13 protein-coding genes are annotated in these 17684 nt (G+C 64.6%); 10 read left to right on the forward strand and 3 right to left on the reverse strand.

What is annotated here, in order from left to right:
- The first annotated feature begins 49 nt into the window (after positions 1–49).
- From LZ605_RS02920 to LZ605_RS02955, 8 genes are all read left to right on the forward strand, one after another.
- Entirely contained in the window at positions 50–547 is a 498-nt protein-coding gene (locus tag LZ605_RS02920; RefSeq protein ID WP_006465355.1) for an Hcp family type VI secretion system effector, read from the forward strand.
- 126 nt (positions 548–673) lie between these two features.
- Positions 674–1162 (forward strand): type VI secretion system baseplate subunit TssE, encoded by a 489-nt coding sequence (tssE, locus tag LZ605_RS02925; protein ID WP_249843715.1) that lies wholly within the window; start codon positions 674–676, stop codon positions 1160–1162.
- On the forward strand, positions 1162–2997 hold the full coding sequence (gene tssF, locus LZ605_RS02930; RefSeq protein ID WP_107230862.1) for a type VI secretion system baseplate subunit TssF: 1836 nt from the start codon (positions 1162–1164) through the stop codon (positions 2995–2997). The genes tssE and tssF overlap by 1 nt, the downstream gene beginning before the upstream one ends.
- A complete protein-coding gene (tssG, locus tag LZ605_RS02935; protein WP_249843716.1) occupies positions 2961–4052 on the forward strand; it encodes a type VI secretion system baseplate subunit TssG in 1092 nt (363 codons plus the stop codon). Before tssF ends, tssG begins: the two co-directional genes overlap by 37 nt.
- A gap of 66 nt (positions 4053–4118) precedes the next feature.
- Positions 4119–6872, forward strand: a complete 2754-nt coding sequence (gene tssH, locus LZ605_RS02940; protein ID WP_249843717.1) for a type VI secretion system ATPase TssH — start codon at positions 4119–4121, stop codon at positions 6870–6872.
- 23 nt (positions 6873–6895) lie between these two features.
- Positions 6896–7246 (forward strand): hypothetical protein, encoded by a 351-nt coding sequence (locus tag LZ605_RS02945; protein WP_008268344.1) that lies wholly within the window; start codon positions 6896–6898, stop codon positions 7244–7246.
- A 119-nt stretch (positions 7247–7365) separates the two neighbouring features.
- On the forward strand, positions 7366–10257 hold the full coding sequence (tssI, locus tag LZ605_RS02950) for a type VI secretion system Vgr family protein (protein ID WP_249843718.1): 2892 nt from the start codon (positions 7366–7368) through the stop codon (positions 10255–10257).
- Positions 10258–10293: 36 nt separating this feature from the next.
- Positions 10294–13215: a DNA repair protein gene (locus tag LZ605_RS02955; RefSeq protein WP_249843719.1), complete on the forward strand. Its 2922-nt coding sequence runs from the start codon at positions 10294–10296 to the stop codon at positions 13213–13215.
- A gap of 60 nt (positions 13216–13275) precedes the next feature.
- Here LZ605_RS02955 and LZ605_RS02960 read toward each other — a convergent pair whose 3' ends face one another.
- From LZ605_RS02960 to LZ605_RS02970, 3 genes are all read right to left on the reverse strand, one after another.
- Positions 13276–14187, reverse strand: a complete 912-nt coding sequence (locus tag LZ605_RS02960; RefSeq protein WP_249843720.1) for a formylglycine-generating enzyme family protein — start codon at positions 14185–14187, stop codon at positions 13276–13278.
- A 227-nt stretch (positions 14188–14414) separates the two neighbouring features.
- A complete protein-coding gene (locus LZ605_RS02965; protein ID WP_249843721.1) occupies positions 14415–15347 on the reverse strand; it encodes a formylglycine-generating enzyme family protein in 933 nt (310 codons plus the stop codon).
- 111 nt (positions 15348–15458) lie between these two features.
- The gene (locus LZ605_RS02970) at positions 15459–16124 is read right to left on the reverse strand and encodes a hypothetical protein (RefSeq protein WP_249843722.1); all 666 of its coding nucleotides are present in this window, start codon (positions 16122–16124) and stop codon (positions 15459–15461) included.
- A 293-nt stretch (positions 16125–16417) separates the two neighbouring features.
- On the opposite strand from LZ605_RS02970, the gene LZ605_RS02975 reads away from it, so the two are divergent.
- Positions 16418–17299, forward strand: coding sequence for a M15 family metallopeptidase (locus LZ605_RS02975; protein WP_249843723.1), 882 nt, complete (start codon positions 16418–16420; stop codon positions 17297–17299).
- A 102-nt stretch (positions 17300–17401) separates the two neighbouring features.
- Complete coding sequence (locus LZ605_RS02980) at positions 17402–17662, forward strand: PAAR domain-containing protein (protein WP_249843724.1); 261 nt, start codon at positions 17402–17404, stop codon at positions 17660–17662.
- The last annotated feature ends 22 nt before the right edge of the window (positions 17663–17684 follow it).

The following is a 17684-nucleotide window of genomic DNA, read 5'->3' on the forward strand; positions in this document are numbered from 1 at the left end:
CGCCTGGCACATCAAATCTCACGGAAGAACGGAATTTAGGAGACCAGATATGCAGCACGCTTTCCTCTCGATTGACACCATCAAGGGCGAGTCGCACGACGACAAGCACAAGGACTGGATCGAAATCCAGTCGTTCTCGCAGGACCTGTTGCAGCCGCGTTCGGCCACCGCGTCGACCTCCGGCGGCACCACCGCTGCCCGCGTGAACCTGTCCCCGATCGAAATCACCAAGTCGATCGACCTCGCCTCCACGGCCCTGAACCAGGCCGCCTCCAACGGCACCACCTTCCCCAAGGCGCAGATCCAGTTCATGCGCGCCGACAAGGACGGCAACGCGATCAATTACTACACGGTCGAGCTGCTGAACGTGCTGGTCCACCGCGTCACCACGACGGTGGACAAGGAAGGCATGCCGCAGGAAGTTGTTCAGCTGAGCTTCGGCGCCATCAAGTGGACTTACCAGCAGCAGAAGCCGGAAGGCGGCGTTGGTGGCAAGACCGTGGCGCAGTGGAGCGCAACCAAGAACATCCCGAACTACACCGTGTGATGTTGTGTCGCTGCGATGGCGCCTAGTGCGCCATCGCAGTCTGATCGCCGGGTGGGGCCAGGATCGGCCTCGCCTTTGCTGCACCGTTGCCGCCCGCACGGATGCCGAACCTGAGTGGATCTTCCAATGAAGGGACTCGAACCCAGCCTGCTGGAAAAACTGTTCGACGACGCCCCCAAGCAACCGGGCGCCGGGCCGGTCTTCAAGTCCGTCTCGCTTGAGCAGTACAAGGAATCCATTGCCGGCGACCTGGAGGGGCTGCTGAACTCGCGCGCCGCGTTCCAGGAGGGCGACATGAAGGAATTTCCCAACTGCCGGCAGTCGCTGCTGACCTACGGGCTGGCCGATTTCTCGGCCATGAGCCTGGCCAATGCCTACGACCGGGCGGCCATCTGCCGTTCGCTGGAGCAGGCCGTGGCGCGTCATGAGCGCCGCCTGCGCAATGTCAACGTGCATCTTGATGCCGGCAACCAGTTCGCCGGCGGGCTGCATTTCACCATCCACGCGCTGCTGGACCTGGAGCCGGCGCGCGAGCCGGTCAGTTTCGATGCGATGCTGCAGCCGTCGACCCTGCAGTACCAGGTCACCCGCGCACGCCGTACGCAGGCCGCCTGATGCAGGATCTGCTGCCCTATTACGAACGCGAACTGGCCTATCTCCGTCGCTACGGGCGTGAGTTCGCCGAGCGCTACCCGAAGATCGCCGGGCGCCTGCAGCTGTCTGCCGAAGGCAGCCAGGACCCGCATGTCGAGCGCCTGATCGAAGCCTTCGCGCTGCTCAGTGCGCGCGTGTCCAAGCGCATCGAGGATGACTATCCTGAGTTCACCGATGCGCTGCTGGACGTGCTGTATCCGCACTACCTGCGGCCGTTTCCGTCCTGCTCGATCGCCCATTTCGATATGGAAGGCGTGGCCTCCAAACTGAGCGCGCCGGTGCGCGTGCCGCGTGGCACCGCCCTGCAGAGCCGCCCGGTGCGGGGCGTGCCCTGCGATTTCCGCACCGCCTACGACGTGGTGCTGGCGCCGGTCGGCGTGCAGCAGGTGGTGTACCGCAGCGTGGCTGATGCGCCGATGGCCACCACGCTGCCCGCCGGCAGCGGCGGCCAGATCTCGATGGGGTTCCAACTGCTGTCCGACCAGCTCGGTTTCCACCAGCTGGGCACCGATCGCCTGCGATTGTTCCTCGACGGTGAGCCGTCGGTGCGCGCCGCGCTGCGCGATGCGTTGATGCTGGGGGTCAAGGCGGCCTATGTGGAATCCGATGGCGACGGCCGTTGGCGCCGCCTGGACAACGTGCCGTTGAGCCCGGTCGGCTTTGCCGACGATGAAGCCTTGATCGATTTCCCGGCGCGCTCGCATCCGGCCTACCGGCTGCTGACCGAACTGTTCGCCTATCCGGAGAAATTCGGTTTCGTCGACCTGCACCTGCCAGCCCTGACCGCCAGTGCCAGCCGCCGCTTCACCCTGCATCTGGTGCTGCAGGCGCAGGGCCAGGACCGTGACAACACGATGGTGCTGGAAGAGTTGGGGCCGCACAATCTGCGCCTGGGCTGCACCCCCATCGTCAACCTGTTCCAGACCAGTGGCGAACCGATCCGGGTCACCCACCGCACGGTGAACTATCCGGTGCTGGCCGACGCGCGCCGTGCCTTCGCCTACGAGGTGCACTCGATCGATTCGGTGCACCGCATCCGGCAGACGCCGCAGGGCGAGCTGATCCAGGCCTTCCGCCCGTTCTATTCACTGCATCATGGCGAAGATCCCGAGCGCACTGGCCAGTACTGGGTGGCGCGCCGTGATGAGGACATCGCCCGGCAGAGCCCGGGCTTTGAGACCGAGATCAGCTTCGTCGACCTCTCGTTCAACCCGGTGCTGCCGCAGACCGATACGGTCAGCCTGGAGCTGACCTGCAGCAATCGCGACCTGCCCAACCAGCTCGCCTTTGGCGTCGCTGGCGGTGATCTCAACATCGAAGGCGGCAGCCCGGCCAGGGCGATCAGCCTGCTGCGCAAGCCGAGCAAGCCGCTGCGGTTCCGTCATGGTCGCAATGCACAATGGCGCCTGATCTCGCACCTGTCGTTGAACCAGCTGTCACTGACCGCCAGCGGCCTGCCGGCGCTGAAGGAGATGCTGCGCCTGTACGACCTGTCCGGCAGCACCGTCTCAGCACGGCAGATCGACGGCATCCTTGAACTGCAGCAGACCCCGGTGACCACCTGGATGCATGGCCGCCAGTTCGCCTCGGTGGTGCGTGGCCTGGAGATCCGCCTGACCCTCAATGAAGCCCACTTCGTGGGTACTGGTGTGGCTGCCTTCGCCCAGGTGATGGACCACTTCTTTGCACTGTATGTGCATGCCAACAGCTTTACCCGACTGGTGCTGGTGTCCGGCGACAGCGGAGAGGAGATCGTCCGATGCCCAGCGCGCAGCGGCGAATCGATCCTGGCGTAGCCCAGCAGCTGCTCACCGAACCGCACCGCTTCCAGTTCTTCCAGGCGGTGCGGTTGCTGGAGCAGGTGTTCCAGCGCCAGGGCGTCAAGCCCGGCCAGGCCGTGCCGATGCGGGTGCGCTTCCGCAACTCGCTGTCGCTGGGTTTCCCGGCCACCGAGCTGTCGGCCGAGGGCGAGGTCTATTCGCTCAAGGGCGAGCGTCTGCAGGGACGTGAAGCCATCGAGCAGGCCCTGCATGGCGAGGAGCTGGCCGAGGTCCATCTGACCCCGCAGTTCATGGGCCTGCTGGGTACGGCCGGTGCGCTGCCGCTGCACTACACCGAGACCCTGCAGCTGCGCGAGCTGTACCAGCGCGACCGCACCGCGCGCGCGTTCCTGGATATCTTCTCCACCCGCGCGGTGTCGCTGCACTACGCTGCCTGGAAGAAGCACCGGCTGGCGCTGCAGTACGAACTGGATCGGCGCGAGCGCTTCCTGCCGCTGGTGCTGTCGCTGCTCGGCATGGGCATGAGCGAGCTGCGCGATCGCCTGCACGAAGGCGAGGGCGAGATCTTCGACCAGGCCGTGGCCTATTACGCGGGTGCGGTGCGCCAGCGCCCGGTGTCGGCGATGCTGATGCAGCGTGTGCTGTCGGACTACTTCCAGGTGCCGCTGCACCTGGAGCAGTTCGTCGGGGCCTGGTATCGCGTGCCGGCGGGGCAGGCCACCCGTCTGGGCCAGGCCAATGCCGTGCTGGGCGCCAGTGCGCTGGCCGGTGACCGGGTCTGGCAGCGCGACCTGCGCCTGCGCCTGCGCATCGGTCCGCTGCGCCGCGACCAGTTCGACGCGTTCCTGCCCGGTGGCAGTGCCGCCGAGGCGCTCAGCAAATGGCTGTCGCTGCTGACCGGCGGCATTCTTGAATACGAAGTGCGGCTGGTGCTGCGCGCCGAGGATGTGCAGGGCAGCGCACTCGGCGGCGGTGGTGGCGTCCGCCTTGGCTGGGACAGCTACCTGTGTACCCAGACGCAGACCACTTCCCGTGAGGACACCACCTATGGCATCCACACGTTGCAATGACACAGCGCCGATGGCGTCCGCGCCGCCGGCCCCCGAACGGTTCCAGCAAGGAGTGCGTGTTTCCGCATGAGCATCAACCTCAAGACCCTGATCAGCAAACTGGACGACACCTGCCGGCTGGCGGCCGAGCGGGCGGCGAACCTGTGCATGGCGCGCGGCAACTACGAGGTGGACCTGGAGCACCTGTTCCTGGCCCTGCTTGAACAGCCGCAGAGCGATTTCGTGCTGATCGCACGGCGCAGCGGCATCCTGCCCGAATCGCTGGAACGTGACCTCAACGACGAGATCAGCCAGTTCAAGACCGGCAACAGCCGCACCCCGGTGTTCTCCCAGCACATTCCCAAACTGTTCGAGCATGCCTGGCTGATCGCCTCGCTGGATTCGGAGACCACCCGCATCCGCAGTGGTCACCTGCTGCTGGCGCTGCTGACCGAGCCGGATCTTTCGCAGCTGGCCTACCGCGGCTCGAAGCTGTTCGTGCGCTTCAAGCGCGACGAACTCAAGCACGATTTCGCCAAGCTCACCGAGGGCTCGCAGGAAGCGGTGCAGACCGTGCGCTTCGCCGACGCCTCGGCGCCGGGCGAGGGCGATCAGGAAGAGGGCGTGGTGCCGGGTGAGGCCAAGGGCGGCCTGTCGAAGACGCCGGCGCTGGACCAGTTCACCACCAACCTGACCCAGCGGGCGCGCGAGGGCAAGATCGACCCGGTGATCGGTCGCGACGGCGAGATCCGCCAGGTGATCGACATCCTGATGCGCCGCCGCCAGAACAACCCGATCCTGACCGGCGAGGCCGGCGTCGGCAAGACCGCCGTGGTGGAAGGGCTGGCTCGGCGGATTGCCGACAAGGATGTGCCGGACGTGCTGCAGGGCGTGGAACTGCACACGCTGGACATGGGCCTGCTGCAGGCCGGCGCCAGCGTCAAGGGTGAGTTCGAAAACCGCCTGAAGAACGTGATCGAAGAGGTCAAGAAGAGCCCGCATCCGATCATCCTGTTCATCGACGAGGCGCACACGATGATCGGCGCCGGTGGCACCGCCGGCCAGAACGATGCGGCCAACCTGCTGAAGCCGGCGCTGGCGCGCGGCGAGTTGCGCACCATCGCTGCGACCACCTGGGGCGAGTACAAGAAGTACTTCGAGAAGGACGCAGCGCTGGCCCGTCGCTTCCAGGTGGTCAAGGTCGAAGAGCCGAGCGAAGCCCTGGCTGCGGCGATGCTGCGCGGCATGGTCGGGTTGATGGAAGCGCACTTCAACATCCGCGTGCTGGACGAGGCGGTGACCGAGGCCGTGCGCCTGTCGCACCGCTATATCAGCGGCCGCCAGCTGCCGGACAAGGCGGTCAGCGTGCTCGACACCGCCTGTGCCAAGGTTGCGTTGGGCCAGAGCGCCACGCCGGCCATCATCGAAGATACGCGCAAGCACCTGGACCGCCTGCAGGCGGAAATCGCAGCGCTGCAGCGCGAGACCGCCGGCGGCAGCGACCAGCATGCTGATCGCCTGACCGAACTGCATACGCAGCAGGCCGAAGCGCAGGCCGTGCTGGCCAGCAATGAAGAGCGTCTGGGCCGCGAGCGCGAGCTGGCCAGCCAGATCGCCGCGTTGCGCCAGCAGCTGGAGCAGGGCGGCGACGAAACGCGCGACACCGACGCTGCCGCCGACGACGCCGATGGCGATGTGGCCGTGGCCAAGCCGGCCACCAAGCGTGGCAAGGCCAGGCCGGAACTGTCGCCGCAGCACGCCGAGCTGGCGCGCTTGCAGGCTGAACTGCGCGAGCTGCAGGGCGAGACCCCGATGGTGCCGTTGCAGGTCGATGGCACCGTGGTCGCCGAGATCGTTTCGGCCTGGACCGGCGTGCCGCTGGGCCGCATGGTCAAGGACGAGATCCGCACCGTGCGTACCCTGGGCACGCTGCTGGTTGAACGTGTGATCGGCCAGGACCACGCCCTGGATGCAATCGCCCAGCGCGTGCGCACCGCGACCGCCAAGCTGGAAGACCCGAACAAGCCGCGCGGCGTGTTCATGTTCGTCGGCCCGTCCGGCGTCGGCAAGACCGAGACCGCGCTGGCGCTGGCCGACATCCTGTACGGCGGCGAGCGCAAGCTGGTCACCATCAACATGAGCGAATACCAGGAAGCGCACAGCGTGTCGGGCCTGAAGGGCTCGCCGCCGGGTTATGTGGGCTATGGCGAAGGTGGTGTGCTGACCGAGGCGGTGCGCCGGAACCCGTACAGCGTGGTGCTGCTGGACGAGGTCGAGAAGGCCCATCCGGATGTGCTGGAGATGTTCTTCCAGGTGTTCGACAAGGGCATGATGGACGACGCGGAGGGCCGCGAGATCGACTTCCGCAACACGCTGATCATCCTCACCTCCAACATCGGCTCCTCGCAGATCATGCAGGCCTGCCTGAACAAGCCGGCCGAGGAAATCCCTGGCGCGGAAGCGCTGTCCGATGCGCTGCGGCCGGTGCTGATGCGCACTTTCAAGCCGGCCTTCCTCGGCCGCTTGAAGGTGGTGCCGTACTACCCCATCAACGATGACGTGCTGGCGCAGATCATCACGCTCAAGCTCGGCCGCATCCGCGACCGCGTCATCGCCAATCACAAGGCCACCTTCAGCTGGGACGACAGCCTGGTGGAGGCCGTGCTTGCACGTTGCACCGAAGTGGACTCGGGTGCGCGCAACGTTGACCACATCCTCAATGGAACCCTGCTGCCGGAAATCGCCGAGAGCGTGCTGGCGGCAATGGCCGAAGGGAATCGGATCAACGCCATCAAGGTCACCGCCGGCAAGAAGGGTGACTTCAAATACAAAGTGTCATGACACTGAGCAGAAGGAGAACGCTGATGGAATTCTATGGATTTGACCGCGAAGCGGCCCTCAACCACTGTGACAGCCTGGAGCTGGGCCTGGGTCGCGAACTGGACCGCGTGCGTGCCTGGAACCGGCTGCGCCCGGAGCATGTGATCGAACTGCTGGACACCGCCGTGCCGGCGGCCCGCCAGGATGCCCGCAACATCGCCGCGCAGATCAGCCGCGGTTCCTGGCGCATCCACATGGATGCCCCGGTGGTCGGCAAGCCGCAGCTGGTGAGCAATGTGCGCGAGCTGCAGATCACCGCCGGTGGCCGCGATTACCGCCTGAAGATCAGCGAGGGCGTGCGCCTGCAGCTGGAAGAGATCGTCCAGGCGGCCTGATGGCTGTGCGTGCCTGCGCCCCGGTCGGGACGCAGGCCGCGCGGAAGCGGGAAGCGGAGGCAACCGATGCGCACGTCGCATGCAGACCACCTTGAAGTAGGGGACGTCGGGAAAACACCATGGACCTGGTAAACAACCTGCGGGCGGCCCTGGCCGGCCCCTCGCACGCACAGCGCTTCCTGCGGCTGCACACGTCGCTGGGAAGCGACGTGCTGGTCGCCGAAACCCTCGATGGTGTCGAGCAGATCGACGGCCTCGGCTTCCAGTGGACGATCACCGCCCTGTCGCTGGACGCCGGGCTGCAGCTGGCACCGCTGATCGGGCAGGGCGCGCTGCTGCAGCTGCAACAGGCCGATGGCAGCGTGCGCCCGCTGCATGGCCGCATCACCGCCGCCGAGCGGCTGGGCAGCAACGGCGGCCTGGCCCGCTACCGGCTGCGCCTGCAGCCGTGGCTGGCGTTCCTGTCACAGCGGGTGGACAGCTACGTCTTCCACGACAAGACCGTGGTCGAGATCGTCGAAGACCTGTTTGCCGACTACAGCGGGCTGGCCCCGGCCTGGCGCTGGTCGCTGGGTGACGCCAGCCAGTACGCACGACGCAGCCTGACCACCCAGTACCAGGAGAGCGACCTGGCCTTCGTCCAGCGCCTGCTGGCCGAAGAGGGCATCTATTACTGGTTCGAGCATGCCGGCGAGCCCGGCGGCACGGACTTCGGCGCGCACACGCTGGTGCTGGCCGACCACAGCCACGACACCGCCGAACTGGGCAGCGTGCGCTTCCATCGCCGCGACGAAAGCGAGCGCAGCGACAGCGTGCAGCAGTGGTCCACCGCGCACCGCTGGCGACCGGGCAAGGTCGAGCGTGCGACCTGGGACTACCGCACCCTGGAGCGGCGCCAGGCCAGCGCCGAGGCCGCGCAGAGCAACGACCTCGGCATCGTCGACCGCGACACCTGCGGCCCCTACGGCTGGCAGGACAACGCCCGCGGCCAGCGCCGCGCGCAGCAGCATCTGGACGCGCTGCGCGTGCGCGCGCATACCATCGACGGTGCCGGCCAATGGCGGGCACTGGCGCCGGGCGCGCGCTTCGGCCTGTCGCAGCATCCGCAGGTGGGCGAGGACGCACAGTTCCTGTGCCTGTCGGTGCACCACCAGGCACGCAACAACCTCGATGCCGACGTGTTCGATGCACTGGAGCAGGCACTGGGCCCCTCCAGCGTGGCCGCGCCGGCATTGCCGGGCGCGCTGTCCGGGTTGGCCTACGGCGATGCCCCCGGCGAGGTGTCCACCGCGTTCTACGACAACCGCTTCGTCGCCATTCCGGCCGAGGTGAGCTACCGGCCGCAGACCGAGGACGGCCACGGCGCGCATCTGCATCCGCGCCCGACCATCACCGGCACGCTCAGCGCGATCGTGGTCAGTGACGGCGAGCCGCTGCTGTCCGACCGCGACCACCGCATCAAGGTGCAGTTCCCGTGGCAGCGCGGCGGCAACGCCAGCAGCGGGCTGGCCCATCCCGGTGGTGACGACAACGCCCCGGCCAACGGTGGCGCCTGGACCTGGGTGCGGGTGATGACGCCCTGGGCCGGCGACAACTGGGGCGGCGTGGTGCTGCCGCGGCGCGGCCAGGAAGTGCTGGTGGCGTTCCTGGAAGGCGACATCGACCGCCCGGTGGTGGTCGGTGCGGTCTACAACGGGCGCGGCCAGCAGGACGCACCGCACAACCAGATCAATGGCGGGGGCGCCAGCGCCACCGGCAACGCCGCCGCCTGGTTCGAGGGCAATGACCACGCCGCGGTGTACACCGGCTTCAAGAGCCAGGCGCTGGCCGACAGCCAGGGCGGTACCGGCGGCTACCAGCAGCTGCGCTTCGACGACACGCCCGGGCAGGGCCGCGCGCAGCTGTCCACCACCCAGCACGAGACCACGCTGACCCTGGGCCACCTGAAGGGCGGCCAGGACAACGTGCGCGAGGGCGAGCGCGGCTTTGGCGTGGAGCTGTCCACCCAGGCCCAGGGCGCGCTGCGCGCCGGCCGTGGCCTGCTGCTGACTACCGAACAGGGCACGCCACAGATGGCGGCGCCGCAGGCATTGAGCCAGCTGCAGGAAAGCCAGCAGCTGCTGCAGCAGCTGGCCGAATCGGCGGTCAACCAGCAGGCGCAGCTGCCCAACGACCCGACCGAACTGCCGGTGGACGCCACGCTGACCGAATTGCAGGAGACGCTGCGCGCCACCCACAGCGGCAGCGCCGCCGGCAGCATCGCCGGGGGCGATGGCGAAGCGCCGGGCTGGAGTGCGCCGGTACTGCTGGGCAGTGGCGTGGCCGGCGTGCTGAGCCTGACCCCGGCCGACCAGGTGTGGGTGAGCGGCACCCACACCACGCTGGCCAGCGGCGTGGCGCTGAACTGGATGACGCAGGGCTCACTGACGATGGCGGTGTCCGGCGGGCTGGTGCTGTACACCGCCGGCGTGCAGCCCAGCGGTGAAAGCCCGAACCAGGAGCGCGGCATCGCGCTGCACGCCGCGCAGGGCAAGGTGAGTGCGCGCGCGCACAAGCACCAGATGATCGTGGCAGCCAAGACCCAGGTGCGTATCGCCAGCACTGAGGCGGATGTGCAGCTGTCGGCACCGAGCAAGCATCTGCTGGCGACGGCGGCTGGTGCCTACATCCGCATTGAGGGCGACAACATCGAGCTGGGCGCGCCGGGCAAGGTGGAGTTCAAGGCCAGCCAGCGGGATTGGGTGGGGCCGGCGAGTGTTACTGCGCCGCTCGTTCTGCCGAATCCTGCAGATGCCTACAAGCTCAAGTACGTGCTTCGCGACTATGCGGGACAGCCGATGCCGAACTCGCCGTACGTTCTGGTCATGCCCGATGGGAGTACACGGGAGGGCACCACCAATGCGCAGGGTGAAACCGAGCAGGTGGTGACCAAAGGCCCGCAGAACATCCATCTCTTCGTCGGCGACGGTGAAACCAAGCACGAAGGCTATTACCTCAACGACGAAGCGTAAGCGCGCTGACGACCGCCGCGCGACAAGGAAGACACCATGGCAACCGGAAATTTCAGACTCTACTATCTGGCCGATAACGGCCAGCAGCGTCCCGCCGCGAAGGTCCGCTACCGGATCCTGCAGCTGCCTGATCGCAACGAAGTCGTCAACGGAACCACCGACGCGCAGGGCCTCACGAAGTTCGTGAACACCACGCCGAATCCGTTACAGAACCCGTTGGACAAGGGGGTCAAACCTGCTACGCAGGTTCCTTTCCTTCCGCCCACAACAATTCGATTCCAACTGGAAGTCTGGGACTTCGACCAGCGCAAGTGGGCGCAACCGGATTTCGCCGGCCGCCAGAAGAAGGCGGTCTCGCACGATATCGAGCTTCAGCTCAACAGCACCATCATGACGATGGCGCCGATCCAGTGCGCGCTTGAGCTGCAGCCGTACTTCCGGGTGAAGTTCCAGATGCAGGCCGACCAGAAGGCGATCCCGAATGCGCCCTATCTGGCCTATGGCGTGGATGCGAAGGGGCGTGAAGTTGCCGGTAACGACGCCGCGGGCCGCCCCATCAAGGGAAACACCGACAAGAACGGCATGACGCCGCGCATCACCTGCAACGGTCGTCGTCGGTTCCACTTCAATCTGCCGGGCACCAAGGTCGGCCGCAGCACCGACATGCTGGACCCCCTGATCAAGGGACAATCGACGACACTGTACGTACTGGGCATGAAGAGCCAGGTCGCGATGAGCGAGTCCGGGCAGGGCCGCACTGCCAAGGTGGACGGCAAGATCAGCGCGCCCGCAGTGCTCAATGCCGAAGCGCAGGAGCTTCTGCTGCTGACGCCGGATGTGTGGAGTGAGTTTGAAGAACTGAGTGGCATGATCGAGAACACCATGGCCGGCCTGCATCGGTCCAGGGCGAACCTCGACAATGCCCTGCAGGGCCGCGATGCGGCGGCGGTCGCCGCTGCCGAAAAAGCGCTGGGTATCGCCGAAGATGATGTGGCGAAGATGCTCAATGACAATTTCTCCAAGTTGACCGACCTCAAGGAGGTTGTCACCTTCGAGACCTATGACAAGGGGCGCCATGCAGGAAACGGCAGCCTGGCCGATCGCTCTGGTCTGCGCCGACGCTATATCCCGGCGAAGAAATACGAAGAGCTCAAGAAGCGCCGCATCAAGGGCATTCCGATAGCGGTGAATACGTCGGTCGGAACCAAGGTGAAGGGCGGGCCAGTGAGCGGCTCAAGCGAAGGAAAGCACGAGGTCACAAGCACCAAGCCTTTCGATGCCGAGGACTTCAAGAAATCGATTCGCTCGATCACGTTGCAGGCCAAAGCCGAGACAAAGATGGATCCGTTCGTCTTTGACATCATCGACGCCGGTGGCAATGAGTTTGTGGAGCATGTAAAGAAGAGTGACTCCTACGAGGTTGCGAGTGCATCCCAGTGGCTGCGCTTTGTTGCCGGTGCGGGAGCCAGTAGTGCCGCGACCTGGAATCCGTCAAAGGGCGTCGCTGCCGCGAAGGCCGAGGCAAGTGCGTCGGCCAAGCTGATTCTGTTCGAGGGGAAATGGACCCACAGCTACTCCGTGCCCAGCATCAAGGGTTGGCAGATGCAGTTTGGTGACGTTGATCTCGGCGCAATCGTCTTCGTACTGGCCTGTGAACTGTACGGTTTCGTTGGTGCCAAGGGGACGCTCGCCGGCTCTGCTGAAATCAAATATGTAGGCAAGAAGCCCGTTGCCAGCGCGCAGCAGCGTGACCGCTCGCAATCGCTCGCTGAAAATTTTGACAGCCAGCGAGGGCTGCCACGCGCACAGCTTGATCCGGCACGTGTGCGGATGTTGGGTATGAACGAATCGGCTCCGAAGGGAAGCGGGGCGGGTGTTCAGCTGACAGCCGAAGTGTTCGCGGGTGTGGAGGGCGGCATCACTCCTTCCGGTGATCTGCGGTGGCTGCCGCCAGACCGCAAGGAGCCTGTAAGCTTTGCCAAGATCGCGTTGGATGTCGCGGTCAATGCGGGTGCCGGCGCAAGTGCGCAACTGAACATCTACTTCAATAGCGGGAAGTTCCGCATCCGCGCGTCTGCGCGGCTCTGCTGGGGTGTAGGCGCCAAGGGGGCAGTGGATTTTGCGGTGGACGCCGGTGGTATGCGGGAGTTCGTGAAGTGGGTGTTCTACCAGTTGGCCCACTCGGGATTCATCAAGCTCACCTACATCGCGCAGGATGCTTTCCAGGCGCTATCCAAATTGCTGTTCATGGTGATTGCGGAGGACAGCGATATGGGGAGATCTTTGGCTCAGACCGTTGCGCAGATAGATGCGGGCTTCAAGGACCTCCAGGGCAGGTTGGAGCGTGCCAGTGCCCGCGATGCGCTCGTCAATCGCATCAACAGCAAGCCGGACTGGCTCATTTACGCGACGCCTGAGACCCGAGGGATGCTGCTCTACGCTGTTACCCGGCATTACCCTGAATCACACGCGCGCAATCTTCCAGAGGTCTCTCCGGGTTGGGGCGACATCGAGATCCACGCACTCCCGGGACATAAGCAGGCTGTACTGAATATTCTGCAGCCTGTCACATCCAGGCCGGAATGGATGAATGTCATGCAGCACATGACGATCGAAGGGAAGCGGCGGTCCGACGGAGGAAAGGCGGAAGGCGACGTGGTGCGCTTCCTCGACTACGGTTACTCGTTGAACAATGATCTCCCGAATGTGTTCGGGACGATGAACAAGCGCTCCCGCGACAAGGTCGGGGATGTGGGAAATTCGTATCTGCAATCATTTCTTGAGAAGCGCTCGAAGCTGCTCAACGAATTCCCGAAGGGGTATGAAGTAGCCCAGATCATGAAGATCAATGACCCGGTCCAATTGGCTTCGCTCGACGGCACTGAGGCGCCGACGTTCGCCATGATGGACCCTCCGGGGCTTTGGCTGGACCGGGACGATCAGACCATGCTTGCATGAACGTTGGGTGGCGGCAGCAGTCTGCCGCCCGCCTGATGCGTTCGAGGGGGTGCCCAGCCCTCAATCCTGAGCGACGCAGCGGAACCCATGGCTCGCGTTCTGATTTGCGTCAATGTCATTTCCGTGAGCATTCTTGAGCTTGGGTGGATCCGGAAGCCGGTGATCACGCGCGAACGTCATGGCAACAAATACCAGTGAATCACCGCCGCGACTGGCATTTCCCCGAATTACCTTTTCGGTTCCCTTCTTCGGGCCAAGAGGATTCTTGGTATCTCCTCCCGTGTAGTGTTCCTCGTACCAATCCTGTACCCACTCATAGCCGTGATCTGTCATGTCGTATAGTCCGGCCGGATTGGGGGGGAACTTGCCCAAGGCAGTTCCGCTACCGTCGTCGTACTGGGAATAGCTCGCCACATTGCGACCATCATCGATACTTCCTGTATCGGTCGCGAACAAAACCATCTTGCCTCCCGATCGCGCTGCGAATTCCCACTGCGCCTCGGTTGGAAGGGTGAGCTTACGCCCAGACCCCTTCCCGGCCCATGTGCAGAAGTCCATGGCGTCCTGCCACTTCACTCCGGCGGCAGCCTTGAGGTCTGCACGATACAGATCAGCGTCGATCTTGGTCGTGCCTACTTTTGGGCGGCCGGTTGCGTCCGTAAAGGCATCAAAATCCTCGATTGATACCTTGTGGGCCATGATCGAAAAGCCGTCCAGCGTGATCTTACGGAGGACGTCATCATTCATTGCTCCGCTGTAGGGCAGTTTGTCCTCGTTGTGTACGGGGCCAAAATCGCCCATGAGGAATGTGCCACCCTTGATCGGAACCAGGTCCGAAATGATCTTCTGCTGCGTTTCAGCACCTGAGCCGCGTTCTGCCTGGGGGGATGACCTTTCCTCCTTCGCGCACGCCGAGGTAGTGAGCGGTAGGATGGCTAACAGGACAGCTGTCCGAAGCGAGAACATAGACATGAAGGATTCCTTTGGCCGAGGCTCGCATATTAGCAACGGTCACATTGCCGTGAGTGAACGCTGTGCGGGGGCTATGGGGCTTCTGTGACGGGGGTCTTCAAGATCCCCACATCTTGCCCGTGAGGGCGAGTGCAGAAACGGGAATGGTCTGACCCTAGTCCTGCGCGGCGCAGCGGAATCCATGGCTTCCGTTCTGGTTGGAATCAATCTCACTCCCATCGATGTCTCTAAACTTCGGAGGATTCGGGGGGGCGATGATCCCGCGCAAACGTCATGGCTACGAATACAAGCGAATCACCACCGTGACTGTCGTTTCCTCGAATGACCTTCTCCGTTCCTTTCTTCGGACCGAGAGGGTTGCTTGCATCTCCTGCGGTGTAGCTTTCCTCATACCAGTCTTGGACCCATTCGTAGCCATGGTCGGTCATGTCGTAGAGTCCAGCCGGATTGGGAGGGAACTTGCCCAAAGCAGTCCCGCTTCCGTCTTGGTACTGGGAGTAACTCGCAACATTGCGACCATCATCAATGGCTCCTGTGTCGGTCGCGAACAAAACCATCTTGCCTCCCGATCGCGCCGCGTATTCCCACTGTGCCTCGGTTGGAAGTGTGGGCTTCCGGCCTGATCCCTTTCGGGTCCACGTGCAGAAGTCCATGGCGTCCTGCCACTTCACTCCGGCAGCGGCCTTGGGATCGGCGCGATATCGCTTTGCGTCAATCGTCGAAGTGCCTACCCTCGGGCGGCCAGTCGCGTCCGTAAAAGCATCAAAATCCTCAATCGATACCTTGTGGGCCATGATCGAGAAGCCGTCCAGCGTGATCCTGCGGAGAACGTCATCATTCATTTCCCCGCTGTAGGGCAGTTTGTCCTCGTTGTGCACGGGGCCAAAATCGCCCATGAGGAACGTGCCACCCTTGATCGCAACCAGGTCTGAAATGATCTTCTGCTGCGTTTCAGCACCGGAGCCGCGCTTCGCCTGGCGGGGGATGTTTCCACCTGGGCGGATGTGGACGTGGTGAATGAGAGGATGGCCAACAGCACTGCAGTGCGGAGGGTAGGCGTGGACATGAACGATTCCCTTGGTCGGGCCATGCTCGCTGGAAGTAGATGCAGCGCGCCAAATGAACACCGCGCTGCGGTGCGAGGACGCGCAGGCGATCACCTTGATTTGGGTTGCCGCTGGGAACGGACTCGCTTGTGCGATCCCGCGGAGGCTGCGTGTATGCGATCGGAATGAGCCGAGTCGAGCATGGCTCGACTCTACAAAAGCAGGTCACATCGCCGGGCAGGCCGGGTCCTTGCCGCTCACCGCTGCACAGATCCGGCGGCGGCAATCGACGCCCTTCAACGATGCCGGGCTCGGGCAGGCGCGCAGCTGGGCCTGGATGTTCGATTCGGTGGAGGCGGACTTCTTGCTGGCCACGCGCTCGAAGGCCGCGCGCTCGTCTTCGGTGCGCTTGCGCTGGTCGGCCTCGATCTGCGCGATCAAGTCATCCATGTTCTGCGGTTGGCTCTTGGCCTTCGCCTTGGTCTTGTCTTCTTCCTTGATGATGCCCAGCAAGGTGCCGAGCAGGTTTTCATCCTGCTTGCCCTTGCTGCCGGCCGCTGGCGCAGAGCTGCGGCTGCTGCTGCGCGCCGCGCCACGTGAAGACGCCGCTGGCGCTGCGGCAGCGGTCGAGGCACCGGCAGCGGCCGTCGCGGCAGCAGCTTCGGCTGGAGCGGTCGCGTTCTCCATCGGTGCAGGTGCGGGCAACGCCGGATCACCCGCAGCGGCCGGTGCATCGACGATCATCGCAGCGCCATCACGTGGCGTGCCTGCCGGAATATCCGGATGGCCGGTGGCATGGGGCGTTTCCGGGGTCAGGGAATACTCGCCGGGCTCGCGATAGTCATCGCTGCCGGACATGCCCCAGACGGTCAGCCCGGCGATGACCGCCACGGTCCCCGCGATGGCCAGCCATAGGCCGAGGCGACGGTTGCCGCCTGACGATACACGCGCAGCACGGGGCGACGCGGTCGCCTGCCGGCCCTCCATGTCTGCCAGAATACGGCCCGAATTCGGGGTCTGGCCTTTTGCCTGCGCTCCCCCTGAGAGCAGACTTGGCCGATTGATTCCGCCATTATTCAAGTGCATCCAGCCCTTGGTTTGAGTCGGCATCTGCCGAAGCGAATTTCCGCATTCTTAGTGAAAGGCGGTGGGGCGTCAACCAGATTACGTGTCAGGGAGGACCGGTGTTGCCAATCGTGGTTGCTGCCATTGCGGCTCTAGTGCTTGTAGCCGTGGTGTGCTGGGTGTTGTTGTTTCCCGAAACGGTGGAATCGCTGCGCGAAGCGCTGGCGCGCCGGCTGGGTGGATTCCGTCGCAGGGCGGGCCGGGTGGGGGATAAAGTCGGTCACGGTGTGACCCGGGTGCGCAGTGGGGTTCGTGAAGAAGCCGGTGCCGCACACAGTGCCTTGCGCCGCCATTGGCCGATTATCGCGATCGCGGCCGCGGCGCTGTTGATTCCGCCAACTGTGATATTGATCACACGTCAGACGGTGGTGCTCGAAGATTTTCGCGGCGATGATCTGGCGGAGTCGAGTTCGATGGTGGCGCAGTTGCTGCGGGGGGAGCGTCTGACCCCGCCGCCACCGCCGCCGCCGGAAGTGTTCACCACTGCCGAGGTGCGTCGTCTGCGGCCTGAAATCGTGACGGCAGATCGCAAGTGGGACCAGATCGATGCCGATCTGCAGCAGCGCGTGCTGGCCATCTACGAGGTGATGCGCCGCCAGTACGGCTACGAAATGGTGTTGATCGAAGGCTATCGCAGCCCGCAGCGGCAGGCCGAGCTGATGGCCGGGGGCAAGGCCACACGCGCTGGCGCATGGCAGAGCTGCCACCAGTACGGGCTCGGTGTGGACAGTGCGCCGATTCGCGATGGCAAGCTGCAGTGGGACATGAACGACGAATGGACCAAGCGCGGTTATTTCCTCTACGGGGAGCTGGCTGAACAGGCCGGGCTGGACTGGGGTGGGAACTGGCGCAGCATCAAGGATTATGTTCACGTGGAAATGACATCGCGTTGCCGCGCGGCGCGTGCGGCCAAGCGTGAAGAACTGTCACGCCAAGGGTGATAACCACCGGGCGGTACTGGTATGGTTACGGCGATGATCTGGGTCGCCGGGGAACAGGGGGCGATGGAGCGCCAGGTCACACAGGATCAAGGAGCATGATGGATGGCACGACCGTTTATCGTCGTCGGTGACAAGCTCAGCCACGGAGGCAGCGTGGTGGCAGGCACCGGCCAGACCGACATCAATGGCAAGCCGGTGGCCCGGGTGGGCGACCGTGCCGTGTGCGCCGTGCATGGCGCGACCACGATCGTCAGTGGCGATGCCACGGTGATGATCGACGGTCAGCCGGTGGCGCGCGATGGCGACCGCACCGCGTGCGGGGCGACACTGATGGCCTCACAGGCCACTACTGGCCTGCGCTGAACGACGCGGTCGACGGGAGCAG

It is taken from the genome of Stenotrophomonas maltophilia, from assembly GCF_023518235.1.
In the GTDB taxonomy this organism is placed as follows: domain Bacteria; phylum Pseudomonadota; class Gammaproteobacteria; order Xanthomonadales; family Xanthomonadaceae; genus Stenotrophomonas.

Bases quoted from the DNA above. Each gene is read 5' to 3' on its own strand.
- LZ605_RS02920 (WP_006465355.1), top strand. From the start codon at position 50: ATGCAGCACGCTTTCCTCTCGATTGACACCATCAAGGGCGAGTCGCAC.
- tssE (WP_249843715.1), top strand. From the start codon at position 674: ATGAAGGGACTCGAACCCAGCCTGCTGGAAAAACTGTTCGACGACGCC.
- tssF (WP_107230862.1), top strand. From the start codon at position 1,162: ATGCAGGATCTGCTGCCCTATTACGAACGCGAACTGGCCTATCTCCGT.
- tssG (WP_249843716.1), top strand. From the start codon at position 2,961: ATGCCCAGCGCGCAGCGGCGAATCGATCCTGGCGTAGCCCAGCAGCTG.
- tssH (WP_249843717.1), top strand. From the start codon at position 4,119: ATGAGCATCAACCTCAAGACCCTGATCAGCAAACTGGACGACACCTGC.
- LZ605_RS02945 (WP_008268344.1), top strand. From the start codon at position 6,896: ATGGAATTCTATGGATTTGACCGCGAAGCGGCCCTCAACCACTGTGAC.
- tssI (WP_249843718.1), top strand. From the start codon at position 7,366: ATGGACCTGGTAAACAACCTGCGGGCGGCCCTGGCCGGCCCCTCGCAC.
- LZ605_RS02955 (WP_249843719.1), top strand. From the start codon at position 10,294: ATGGCAACCGGAAATTTCAGACTCTACTATCTGGCCGATAACGGCCAG.
- LZ605_RS02960 (WP_249843720.1), bottom strand. From the start codon at position 14,187: ATGTCTATGTTCTCGCTTCGGACAGCTGTCCTGTTAGCCATCCTACCG.
- LZ605_RS02980 (WP_249843724.1), top strand. From the start codon at position 17,402: ATGGCACGACCGTTTATCGTCGTCGGTGACAAGCTCAGCCACGGAGGC.